The 13,509-nt window shown below is 72.6% G+C and carries 2 protein-coding genes; both read right to left on the bottom strand.

Annotated elements, in window-relative coordinates; translation table 11 throughout:
* On the bottom strand, positions 1-195 hold the full coding sequence (locus A6A25_RS39075; RefSeq protein WP_073899154.1) for an MbtH family protein: 195 nt from the start codon (positions 193-195) through the stop codon (positions 1-3).
* Positions 192-13,499 carry a non-ribosomal peptide synthetase gene (locus tag A6A25_RS39070; RefSeq protein ID WP_198933023.1) on the bottom strand — a complete coding sequence of 4,436 codons (13,308 nt, stop codon included), beginning with the start codon at positions 13,497-13,499 and terminating at the stop codon, positions 192-194. Before A6A25_RS39070 ends, A6A25_RS39075 begins: the two co-directional genes overlap by 4 nt.
* Between the last annotated feature and the right edge of the window lie 10 nt (positions 13,500-13,509).

Genomic DNA, 13,509 nt, shown 5'->3' with positions numbered 1-13,509 from the left:
TCAGCGCAGGCTCAGCGGACGCAGGTCGGTCCAGTGCTCCTCCACGTAGGCGACGCACGCGTCACGGGTGTCGGGGCCGAAGGTGGACGTCCAGCCGGCCGGGATGTCGGCGAACGACGGCCACAGCGAGTGCTGGCCCTCGTCGTTGACCAGGACGTGGAAACGGCCTTCGGGGTCTTCGAACGGGTTGGTCATGGCTCGATCCTCCGGTCGGGGTCGGTCGTCGCGTGGTGCAGGTGGTGCAGCACGCGGTCGGCCAGGTGGTGGGCGGTGGGCGGGGTGAACAGGTCGGTCGCGTAGACGAGGAAGCACGGCACGGGGCCGTCGTCCTGCGATTCGTAGAAGCTGACGGTCAGCTCGGCCGGTGTGGTGCCGGTGGGGACGGCTTCGAGCGTGCCCGTGCCGCCTTCCAGGGTCGACAGGACCGCCTTCTCGTGGTGGACGATCATGACCTGCGGTTCGGCGGGCACCGGGACGTCCGCGTGCTCGAACGCGGCCAGGTCGGTGGCGCGGACGCGGGCCAGCAGCTCGGTGTAGCTGGGGTCGCCGGCGGTGTCGGTCCGCAGCACGACGCGGTTGAAGAAGCAGCCGACCAGGTCGGCCAGCGCCTCCTCGGTCCGACCGGCCACCATCGTCCCGATCGGCAGGTCCGTGCCGTACGGGGTCAACGCGGCGGCGACGGCGGCCTGCACCGCCATGAACATGCTGGTGCCGGTGCGGGCGGCCAGTCGGTCGATCGCCGCGTGCAGCGGGGCGGGCAGCGTGAACGGGATCACCTCGGCCGGGTGACGCCCCGGACGCCGTTCGCCCCGGTAGGGCAACTCCAGCACGGGCAGGTCGCGCAGCGTGTCGCGCCAGAACGCGTGCTGCTCCTCCCCCACCGATTCCACGACTTCCAGCGACCACAACGTGTAGTCGGCGTAGGTCACCGGCAGTTCGGTCCACAGTGGAGCGTCACCGGCCCGCCGTGCCGCATAGGCGTGCTGGAGGTCGCGGAACAGCGGCACGACCGACCACTCGTCCACCGCCAGGTAGCTCATGGTCACCAGCAGCGCCTGCGCGCCGGACGCGTCCACGACCAGCCGGGCGCGCACCGGCGGGTGGCTGGGCTCCACCGGCGCGGCCGCGAACGCGGGCAACGCCTCGTCCAACGACGGCACCTGCGCGACCTCCAGCGGCGGCACGGGCACAGCACGCTGCCGGTCGCCGTCCAGCGCGGTGCGCAGCGGTTCGTGCCGGTCCGCGACGTCGGCGTAGGCGGCGACGAGAGCGGGCACGTCGAACGGGTCGCGAGCGCGCAACGCCAGCGCGTGGTCCCACCCGGCCGGACCGCGCTGCACGGGCGCCAACGGCAGGTCCACCGGCCGGTCGAACCGGCGCAGCCGCGGCCGGGCCGAGGTGGCGCCGCTCAGCCGACCGGCCAGCCCGGCGACGGTCGGCGAGTCGAACACGTCGCGCAACGCGATGTCGACCCCGAACACCGACCGGACCTTGCCGACCAGCCGCATGGACGCCATCGAGTGGCCACCCAGGCCGAAGAAGTTGTCGTGGATGCCCGGCGACACACCAAGGATTTCGGCGAACAGCTCCGCGATCGCCTTCTGCTCCGGCGTCACGGGCCGGTCGTCGCCGGTCAGCGCGGTCCAGTCGGGCCGCGGCAGGGCACGGCGGTCGAGCTTGCCGTTCGGGGTGAGCGGCAGCGGGCCGTCCAGGAAGAGCACCGTGGCCGGGACCATGTACTCGGGCAGCCGTTCGGCGACGAACGCCCGCAGGTCGTCCTCCGTCGAGCCGACCACGTACCCGACGAGCCTGGTCACGTCACCCGTGCGGTCGGCGAGCACGGCCGCCTGCGCCACGGCCGGGTGCCGGGCCAGGGCGGCTTCGATCTCGCCCAGCTCGATCCGGAAGCCCCGGATCTTGACCTGGGTGTCGACGCGCCCGAGGAAGTCCAGGTTGCCGTCGGCACGCCAGCGCGCCCGGTCACCCGTGCGGTACATGCGGGCTCCCGGCGGCCCGAACGGCGACGCGACGAAACGAGACGCGGTCAGCGCGGCCTGCCCGAGGTACCCGCGGGCCAGGCCGCGACCGGACACGTACAGCTCGCCGACCACACCGGGCGGCACCGGGCGCAGCCGGTCGTCCAGCACGTACACGGTGGTGTTGGGGTCGGGGATGCCGATCGGCACGGCCGAGTCCCACTCCGGCACGGCCTTCCACAGCGTGGAGTTCACCGTGGCCTCGGTGAGGCCGTACGCGGCGAGCAGGTTGAGGCGACCGGCCCAGCGGCCGATCACGTCCGGCGGCACGGTCTCCGTGCCGACCAGGATGGTGGAGCCCTCGGGCAGCTCGCAGTCGGCGGGCAGCGCGGACACCAGCGACGGCGGCAGGATCATGTGCGTGATCCGCCGGTCGCGCAGGAAGTCGGTCAACTCGGGGCCGGCGACCCGCACCTCGTCCGGCGCGAACACCAGCCGCCCGCCGACGCACAGCGCCATGGTCAGCTCGAACACCGCCACGTCGAAGCCGACGGACGTGAACTGCAGCACCCGGCTCTCGGCCGTCAGCCCCATCCGGTCGATCGCGGTCGCGGCGAGGCTCGCGATGCCCTCGTGCGGCACCACCACCCCCTTGGGCCGACCGGTCGACCCGGACGTGTAGATCACGTACATCGCCGAGTCCAGCGACAGCGGTCCGCCGGTCACGGCCGAGTCGTCCACCGCGGCCAGTTCCGCGACCACCTCCGGGGCGTCCAGCAGCACCGCGGGCACGGGCACCGGCGCGTCGGACGTGGTCACGACGACCGACGCCGCCGAGTCCTCGATCATGTACGCGATCCGGTCGGCCGGGTGCGAGAGGTCCAGCGGCAGGTAGGCGGCACCGAGCTTGAGCACGCCCAGCACGGTGGCGACCATGTCCGCCGACTTGGGCACCGCGATGCCCACGACCGACTCGTGGCCGACGCCGCGTGCGGCGAGGAGCCGGGCGATCCGGTTGGACCGGGCGTCCAGCCAGGCGTAGCCGACCGAACGGGTGCGGTCGACCACGGCGACGGCGTTCGGCTGCTCCGCCACGCACCGGGCGAACATCGTCGTGAACGTCTCCTCCGGCACCTCCCGCGCGGTCCGGTTGAACTCGTCCACCACGCGCCGGCGCTCGTCGGGCGCGAGCAGGTCCACCGCGCTCACCGGCGCGGTCGGCTCGGCCAGCACGGCGCCGACCAGCGTGACCAGCCGGGCGCCGAGGCGTTCGACGGTCACCCGGTCGAACAGGTCCGTCGCGTACTCCAGCCGGCACACCACCGGACCGTCGACCACCTCGGTGAAGCTGAACACCAGGTCGAACTTCGCCGTCGTGGTCTCGTGGCCGACCCACGTCACCGGCAGCCCGTCGAACTCGCCCGCGTCTCCACCGCGGCTGTGGTAGCCGACCATGACCTGGAACAACGGGTTGCGCGCCGCCGAACGGGTCGGGTTGATCCGGTCCACCACGGCCTCGAACGGCACGTCCTGGTGCGAGAACGCGGCCAGCGACGTCTCCTTCACCCGCGCCACCAGCTCGGTGAAGCACGGGTCACCGGACAGGTCGGCGCGCAGCACGAGCGTGTTGACGAAGAAGCCGACCAGCTCGTCCAACGCCTCGTCGGTGCGCCCCGCGATCGGCGCGCCCAGCGGGATGTCGTCGCCCGCGCCCAACCGGCCGAGCAGCGCCGCCACCGCGGCCTGCAACACCATGAACATCGACGCGCCGGACGACTGCGCCAGCGTCCGCAGACCGTCGGTCAGCTCCGCCGGGAACACCACTTCCAGGTCGGCACCGCGGAACGTCGGCCGTCCCGGGCGCGGCCGGTCCACCGGGAGCTCCAGTTCCTCCGGCGCACCGGCCAGCGCCCGCGCCCAGAAGTCCAGCTGCTCCTCGCCGACGACGTCCAGCACGTCCCGCTGCCACACCGTGTAGTCCGCGTACTGCACGGGCAACGGCGCCCACCGCGGCGCTTCACCGGACCGCCGCGCCCGGTAGGCCGTCGCCAGGTCGCGCAGGAACGGCCGGTCGGACCACTCGTCGGTGGTGATGTGGTGCAGCAGGATGACGATCAGGTGCTTTTCAGGGTTCAGGGACGCGACGGTCACCCGCAACGGCAGCTCGGTGCGCAGGTCGAACGGCCGCTCGACCTCGTCGCGCACGATGCCGGGGACGTCCTCCTCCCCCGCCTCACGCACGACCACGACCGGTGTGACGTCGTGCAGCACGCGCTGGAACGGCGTGCCCTCGTGCTCGCCGAACACCGTCCGCGCTGCCTCGTGCCGGTCGACCACGTCACCGACGGCGGAGGTGAACGCGGCCACGTCCAGCGCGCCGTGCAGCGTGAACACCAGCGGGAAGTTGTAGGCGGCGGACGTGCCTTCCAGCTGCTGGATCAGCCACAGCCGCTGCTGCGCCGACGACAGCGGCAGCTCGGCGGGCCGTTCGACGGGCACCAGCGGCGGTCGGACCGCTCCACCGCCGGCGCGCCGGGCCAGTTCGGCGACCGTGGGCGTGTCGAACAGGTCGCGGATCGCGAGCTCCACGCCCAGCGCCGACCGGGCCCGGCTGATCAACCGCGTGGCGAGCAGGGAGTGGCCGCCGAGGTCGAAGAAGTTGTCGTCCACGCCGACCGACGGCACGCCCAGCACGTCGGCGAACAGCCCGCACAGCACTTCCTCCGCGCGGTTGCCCGCGGCGCGCGCGGACGCCCCGCCCGTGACCACCGGCTTCGGCAGTGCCCGGACGTCGAGCTTGCCGTTCACGGTGAGCGGCAACGCGTCCACCGGCATGATCGCGGCCGGGACCATGTAATCCGGAAGGCTGCGCTTCAGATTTTCTCGCAAGGTTGCGGTTTCCACCGAAGAAACCACATAACCAACGAGCCGCTTCACGCCACCGGGACCGGCGTCCACGACCACCGCCGCGTGCGTCACGCCGGGCTGCGCGGCCAGCGCGGATTCGACCTCGCCCAGCTCGACCCGGTAGCCGCGGATCTTGACCTGGTCATCGGTGCGGCCGAGGAAGTCCAGGTTGCCGTCCCGGCGTGCGCGCACGAGGTCACCCGTGCGGTACATGCGGGTGCCGGGCGGGCCGTACGGGTCGGCGACGAACCGCTCGGCGGTCAGGCCGAACCGGTCGTGGTAGCCCCGGGCCAGGCCGACACCGGCGATGTACAGCTCACCGGGCGAGCCGGGCGGCACCGGCCGCAGGTGCGCGTCCAGCACGTACGCCCGCGTGTTCCAGATCGCCTTGCCCACGGTCGCCGTCGCACTGTCCTCCGTGGACGCGCCGAGCGTGTTGATCGTGTACTCGGTCGGCCCGTACAGGTTGTAGCCGTACGTGCCGGGCGTCTCGCGCAGCCGCTGCCACACCGATTCCGGCACGGCCTCGCCGCCGAGCAGCACCAGCGCGGGGACGTGACCTTCCAGCAGCCCCTCTTCGATCAGCAGCTGCGCGTACGTCGGGGTCACGTTGACCACGTCGATCAGGTGCTCGTCGCAGTACGCGACCAGGGCCGCCGCGTCCCGCCGCAGCTCCTCGTCGCACACGTGCACCTCGTGGCCCTCGACCAGCCACAACAGCTCTTCCCACGACATGTCGAACGCGAACGACACGGTGTGCGCGATCCGCAGCCGACGTCCTCCGGCCGCCGCGATGGCGGGCGCGAAGATCGCCTCCTGGTGGTTGAGCTGCATGTTCGTCAGGCCGCGGTACGGCGTGACGACGCCCTTCGGGCGGCCGGTCGAGCCGGACGTGTAGATCACGTACGCCGGGTGGTCCAGCGAGAACCTCGGCCACTCGACGGTGTCCGGCACGCCGCTGAAGTCGAGTTCGTCCACGCACAAGGCGTCCGGCACCAGCCCGACCACCGTGGTGGACAGCACGCACAGCGGCTCGGTGTCCTCGATCATCAGCAGCAGCCGGTCGGCCGGGTGGTCGAGGTCCAGCGGCAGGTAGGCGGCGCCGGTGCGCAGCACCGCGAACAGCGCCACCACCATCTCGATCGTGCGCGGCAACGCCAGCGCGACCACCCGTTCCGGCCCCGCGCCCCGGCCGATCAGCAGCCGGGCCAGCGCGTCGATCCGGCCCTGCAGCTCGGCGTAGGTGAGCCGCTGGTCGCCGAACACGAGCGCGGTGGCGTCCGGTGAGCGGCGGGCCTGGGCGGCGAGCAGGTCGGCGATCGTCTCGGAGACCATCGGGTTGGCGCTGGCGTCCCACTCGGCGGCCACCGCGCGCCGTTCGTGGTCGGGCAGCACGTCGAGCGTGCCGACCAGCGCGTCCGGGGTGTCGACCAGGCGTTCCAGCACGGTCGTGTACCGGGTGAGCAGCGCCTGCACCGCCTCGGCGGCGAAGATGTCCGGCCGGGACGCCAGGGTGACGCGCGTGCGGGTGCCGGGCGTGATGATGAGCGTCAGCGGGAAGTGCGTCCCGTCCACGTTGGACACGTCGAGCACGCCGTGCCGGGACGCCAACTCGTCTTGGCGGTCGTCGCCGTCACCGGTGCGCAGCACGAACAGCGTGTCGAACAGCTGGCGGTGCCCGGCCTCCTGCTGGATCTCGCCCAGGCCGACGTGCTCGTAGGACATGAGCGCGGTCCGCTCGGCCTGGACGCGCCGCAGCAGTTCCAGCACGGTCTCGCGGGGGTTGATCGCGACGCGGGTCGGGATGGTGTTGAGGAACATGCCGATGACGTGCTCGACACCGTCGACCTCGACCGGGCGGCCCGCGACGGCGGTGCCGAACACGACGTCGTCGCGGCCGACCTGGCTCGCCAGCACCATCGCCCACGCGGTGTTGAACACGGCGTTGGCGGTCAGGCCGTGCTGCCGGGCCCGCGCCCGGATGCGGTCGGTCAGCTCCTCGGTCAGCTCCTGGTGGAACTCGGCCGGGATGACGGGCTCGCGGGACCGGTCCACGGGCGCGACCAGGGTCGGCTCGCGCAGGCCGGACAACGCCGTGCGCCACGCGCGCAGTGCGGCGTCGTGGTCCTGCCGGGCCAGCCACGCCAGGTAGTCGCGGTAGGAGCCGGGCGGCGGCAGTTCGGCGTCGAGGTCCCGGTACAGCTCCAGCAGCTGCTCCAGGAACAGCCACGCCGACCAGCCGTCCCACAGGATCAGGTGGTGGGTGATGACGAGCCGGTCGCGGCCGGCGGGCAGCCGCAGCACCAGGAACCGGCACAGCGGCGGCGCGGCCAGGTCGAACCGCTCGCGCCGGTCGGCGGCCAGCAGCGCCGGCACGTCGGCGTCCTCGGCGTCGACCACGCGCAGCGGGATCTCCAGGCCGGGCGCGATGAACTGCACCGGTGACGGCACGCCGTCGCTGGTGAACCCGGCGCGCAGGCTCGGGTTGCGGTCCAGCAGTGCGGCACCGGCGCGGCGCAGCCGGTCGACGTCCAGCCGTCCCGCGAAGTCCATCGTCTCCTGGGAGAGGTAGACGTCGAGCGCGCCGGTGTCGTAGCTGGCGTGGAAGTACAGGCCTTCCTGCAACGGCGAGAGCGGCCACACGTCCTCCGCGTCGGGCAGGGCCGCGCGTTGGTCGTCGGTCAGCACGAGCAGGGGTGCGTCGTCGGCGGTGCCCGCCGTGGTCTCCACGGCGGCGAGGGCGGCGACCGTGCGGTGTTCGAACACGTCACGGGGGCTGATCCCGATGCCGAGCTTGCGGGCCCGGGTGGAGACCGCGATGGACGTGATGCTGTCGCCGCCGAGGGTGAAGAAGTCGTCGTCCACGCCGAGCCCGTCCAGGCCGAGGACGTCGGCGAACACCTCGCACAGCAGGCGTTCCCGGTCGGTGGCCGGCGCTCGGCTCCCGGTCCTGGTGACCGTCGGTGACGGCAGCGCGTTCTGGTCGAGCTTGCCGCTGGGGGTGAGCGGGAAGTCCGCCAGGGCCACGATCGCGTGCGGGACCATCGCGGCGGGCAGGGCTTCGGCGATCCCGGCGCGCACGGCGTCGAGGTCGACGTCGGCCGGTGTGACGTAGGCCAGCAGCTGGTTGTCCCGCGCGATCACCGCGGCTCGGGCCACGCCGGGCAGCTTGGCCAGCGCGGACTCGACCTCGCCCAGCTCGACCCGGTTGCCGCGCACCTTGACCTGGCGGTCGGTGCGGCCGAGGTAGACGAGCACCCCGTCGGGGCGGCGGACCACCAGGTCGCCCGTGCGGTACATGCGTTCGCCGGGTGCGCCGAACGGGTTGGCGACGAAGCGTTCGGCCGTCAGCGCGGGCCGGCCGTGGTAGCCGAGGGCGAGCTGGACGCCCGCCAGGTACAGCTCGCCGGGCACGTCGGTCGGGACGGGCCGCAGGAACGGGTCGAGCACGTGGAGCTGCGTGTTCCAGACGGGGCGGCCGATCGGCACGGCCGGGTCCGGTGCGCCGTCGTACTCGAAGTAGGTGACGTCGACGGCGGCCTCGGTGGGGCCGTAGAGGTTGTGCAGCGGCACGCCGGTCAGCTCGCGCCACCGCGCGGCCACGTCACCGGTCAACGCCTCGCCGCTGCTGAACACGCGGCGCAGGCTCGCCGACCACGACGCGTCCTCGTGCACTTCGGGGACGGTCGGGAAGGCGGCCAGCATCGACGGCACGAAGTGCAGGGTGGTGACGCGTTCGCGGCGGATCAGGTCGGCGAGGTAGGCCGGGTCGCGGTGGCCGTCCGGCTTGGCGAGCACCACGGCCGCGCCCTCGCACAGCGCCCAGAAGAACTCCCAGACCGAGACGTCGAAGCTGGACGGGGTCTTCTGGAGCACGCGGTCGTCGGCGGTGAGGCGGTACTCGTGCTGCATCCACGCCAGGCGGTTGACGATCGCGCGGTGCGTGACGACGACGCCCTTGGGGCGGCCGGTCGAGCCGGAGGTGTAGATGAGGTAGGCGGGCTGGTCCGGGTGCGGGGCGGGCAGGTCGCCTTCGGGGGCTTCGGTGTCGAGGCAGTCCTCGGGCCGGACCACGGTGGTGGCGCCGGAGTCGGCCAGCATGAAGTCGATGCGGTCGGCCGGGTAGTCGAGGTCCAGCGGCAGGTAGGCGGCACCGGCTTTGAGGACGCCGAGCAGGGCGACCATCAGTTCGGCGGACCTCGGGACCGCGACGGCGACGACCTCGTGGCCGCGCAGCTTGTGCGCGAGGGCGGTGGCGCGGCGGTCGAGTTCGGCGTAGGTGAGGGTGACGTCGTCGTAGACGACCGCGGTGGAGTCCGGGGTGCGGGCGGTCCGGGCGGCGATCCGGCTGACGAGCGTGCCTTCTTCGACGTCGGCTCCGGTCGCGTTCAGCTCGGCGAGCCACCGGACTTCGGTGTCGGAGACGAGGTCGAGGCTCGCGACCGGTCGGTCGGGGGTGGTGGCGAACGCGGAGAGCAGGCGGACGAGCCGTTCGGCGATCGCGGGGACTTCGGCGTCGGCGAGGCGGTGCTTGAGGCGCAGTTCGATGCGGTCGCCGGGCAGCGCGACGAGGGCGAGGGGGTAGTGGACCTGGTCGCGGATCTCGACGTCGTCGACCACGTCGGGGAAGTTCTCGACCACGACCAGGGTGTCGAACAGCTCGCCGTGCCCGGTGACGCGCTGGATCTCGGCCAACCCGAGGTACTGGTGGTCCAGCAGGCGCGCTTGTTCGCTCTGGAGGTGCTGGAAGACCGTCGCCAGGCTGTCCGCGCCCCGCCAGCGCTGCCGGACGGGGACCGTGTTGATGAACAGGCCGACCGCGTTCTCGATACCGGGCACTTCGGCCGGGCGACCCGCCACGGTGGTGCCGTAGACGACATCGGCCCGCCCGGTGAGGCCGCCGAGCAACAGCCCCCAGGCACCGTGCAGGACGGTGCTGAGCGTGAGCCCACGCCTGCGCGCCTCACCGACCAGTGCCGCACTGGCTTCCGCGGACAACCGCACCCTGTGCTGCCCGTGCCGCGGCGAAACCTCGAACCCCGCCAACGGCGCTGCTTCGCGGGCGTCCCCTCCCAGGGGACCCCTGCTTTGATTCTGCCGGCCGGCACCGACAATTTCGGTTGTGGCGGGTCGGGTTGTGGACAAGCGGGAGAGCTTGGTCGGCTCGTCCACATCGGACAGGACGGCGCGCCAGGCGGTTCGGGCCGCGTCACGGTCGCGGCTCGCCAGCCACGCGAAGTAGCGCCGGTGGTCCACCGGCTCCACCCGGCCGCCCACCAACTCGCGCCGCAGCAGGCCGACCGACCAGCCGTCCAGCAGGATGTGGTGCAGGGTCAGCACCAAGCGGTCGGCGTGGCGGGCGGCGCGCATCAAGGGTGGGTGGGCCAGGTCGAACGGTTCGGCGCGTTCGGCGGCGAGCACGGCCTCGATGTCGTCCGTGGCCGGGTACTCGTGCCACGGCAGGGTCAGCGCCTCCGCGATCACCTGCTCCACGCGCCCGCGGTCGGTCTGGCGGAAACCCGCGCGCAGCAACGGGTGCCGGTCCAGCAGTCCCTGCACCGCCTCGCGGTCGACGTCCAGGCTCAGCACTTCCTGCACCACGTAGGAGTCGTCCGCGTCGTACTGCGCGTGGAAGAAGAAGCCTTCCTGCAACGGCGACACCGGCAGCACGTCCGACGAGAACGCGTCCAGCTCGACGTCGGAGGCACCGACCGCGCGGGCGATCCGAGCCAGCCCCGCCACGGTCCGGTGCTCGAACACCTCGCGCGGCGTGAACTCCAGACCCGCCGCACGGGCCCGCGACACCAGCTGCATCGTGACGATGCTGTCGCCGCTCAGCTCGAAGAAGTTGTCGTGGATACCGGGCGTCAGCCCCAGCACCTCCGACACCAGGTCCACCAACGCCTGCTCGACCGGGTTCGTGGCCGGCGCGTCGCCACCCAGCGCGGTCCAGTCCGGCTCCGGCAGCGCCGCCCGGTCCAGCTTGCCGTTCGGCGTCAACGGCAACGGCCCGGCCAGCGGCACCACGACGGACGGCACCATGTACTCCGGCAGCACGGCGGCGACGTGCTCCCGCGCGTCCACGGGCGAAGCCGACCCGACCACGTACGCGACGAGCCGCTTCACCCGCCGGTGGTCCTCCCGCACCAGCACGGCGGCCTGCGCGATGCCGGAGTGCGCCATGAGCACGCTCTCGACCTCGCCCGGCTCGATCCGGAACCCCCGGATCTTCACCTGGCCGTCGGACCGGCCCAGGAAGTCGATGTTCCCGTCGGCACGCCACCGCGCCCGGTCGCCCGTGCGGTACATGCGCGAACCAGGCGCGCCGAACGGGTCGGCGACGAACCGCGACGCCGTCAACGCCGACTGCCCCTGGTACCCGCGCGCGAGCCCGCGCCCACCGACGTACAGCTCACCCTCGACGCCCACCGGCACCGGCCGCAACGCCGAGTCGAGGACGTAGCAGCGGGTGTTCGGGTCGGGCACGCCGATCGGCACCGGCCCCGTCCAGTCCGGCTGGGCGGGCCACAAGGTCGAGTTCACCGTCGCCTCGGTCAGGCCGTACGCGGCGACGACGCGCAACCGCCGGGCCCACCGGGCGATCAGCTCGGTCGGCACGGTCTCCGTGCCCACGATCAGCACCGCGCCCTCGGGCAGCTCGCACTCCGGCGGCAGCGCGGCCACCAGCGACGGCGGCAGGATCATGTGCGTGGCCTGGTGCGCGGCGATGTAGGAGGTCAGCTCCTCACCCGCGACCCGCCGGTGCGACGGCACGACGACCGCACGCCCGCCGACGCCCAGCGACATGCACAGGTCCCACACGGCCACGTCGAACCCGACCGACGCGAACTGCACGACGCGGCTGTCCGGTGTGATCCCGATCCGGTCCAGCGCCGTGGCGATCAGGCTGCCGATGCCCTCGTGCGTCACCACGACACCCTTGGGCCGCCCGGTCGAACCGGACGTGTAGATCACGTACGCGGCCTGGTCCAGCGCGATGTCCAGGCCCAGGTCGGAACCGTCGTCGGGCAGGTCGAACCGGGTCCCGGGGGTGATCACCAGCCGGGCGCCCGCGTCGGCGACCATGTAGTCGACCCGGTCACGCGGGTGGTCGAGGTCCAGCGGCAGGTAGGCCGCGCCCGCCTTCATCACCGCGAGCAGCGTCACGACCAGCTCCACCGACCGCGGCAGGGCCACGCCGACGACGTCCTCGGCACCCACACCGGACGCGATGAGCGCCCGCGCCAGCCGGTTCGCGGCGGCGTTCAGCTCGGCGTAGGTCAGCGACTCGTCCTCGCACACCACCGCCACGGCGTCCGGGCGCAGCGCGGCCTGGCGCTCGAACGCACCCGGCCACGTCACCTCGTCCACCTCGCGCGGTGACGTGCCGAACTCCAGCAGGACCGCCCGCTCGTCGTCGTCCACGAGGTCGATCAACGCCACCGGCTGGTCCGGGTCGGCGTCGAGCACGCGCAGGAACCGGCGCTGGTGGTCGGCCAGTTCCCCGGGCGTGCACACGGCGGCGTTCGCCTCGAACGTGACGACCAGCCGACCGTCGCGTGGCAGGAACGACGTGGTGAGGTCGTTGACCGGGCCCAGCGACAGCATGTGGAGCGTCGCGTCCAGGCCGCCGAACGCGTCCTCCGCGGTGAACCCGAGGTAGTTCACGGTGGGTCCGACCAGCTCGGGGATGCCGTCGCGCAGGCCGAGTTCGCGGGCCAGGTCCTCGCCGCGGTAGACGCTGTGCGGGAGGACTTCGCGGATCTCGCGGTCGACGTCGGCGACCAGGCCGGTGAGGGTGCTGTCCGGCCGGACGGTGACGCGCAGCGGCAGCACGGTGGACGCCATGCCGGGCGTGACGCGGCTGACCGCGTCCCGGCGACCGGTCATCGGCAGGGCCAGCACCAGGTCGGACGCGCCGGTCACGCGGTGGGTGTAGGCGGCGACGGCGGCGATGGCCTGCCGTGACGACAACGCGTTCGGCAGCTCGACGGTGCGGCGGACGACCTCGCGCACCTGCCCGGTCGCCCGCGGCACGAGCCGCACCGGCTCGGGGTGGTCGGCCATCTTCGCGTGCCAGAACGCGCGGTCCGCCTCGCGCGCGGTGGACTCGCGGTAGGCGCGGTCGGCGTCGACCAGCGCCTGCACCGGCTTGGGACGCGGCTCGTCGGGGGCCGCGTAGAGCTCGCTCGCGCGCCGGGTGATCAGCAGGAGGCCCATGGCGTCCAGCGCGAGGTGGTGGAAGCGCTGGTACCAGATCACGTGGTCGTCGGCGATGCGCAGCAGCGCGTGGTGGAACAGCGGGCCGTGCGCGATGTCGGTCAGCTGCGCCAGATCGTCGTCCATCCACGCCCGCGCGTCGCCGAGCGAGTCGAACGACAGCAGCGTGACGTCGGTGGTCGGCGGGACCGGGACCTGGCCGTCCTCGGTGAAGCGGACGTGCAGCGCGCCCGTCTCACCGAGGGTCTGCCGGATGGCCGCTTCCAGCCGGTCGTGGTCGACCGGGCCGCGCAGCTCCAGGTACCAGGCCACGTTGTAGACGGGGTTGTCGGGCTCCAGCTGCTGTGCCAACCAGACACCCGTCTGCGCGCTGGTCAAGGGCAGCACAGTGGTCACAACCTTCCTG

Source organism: Saccharothrix sp. CB00851, from assembly GCF_001905065.1.
GTDB lineage: Bacteria > Actinomycetota > Actinomycetes > Mycobacteriales > Pseudonocardiaceae > Actinosynnema.
This window is presented reverse-complemented; position numbering and strand designations above follow the sequence as displayed.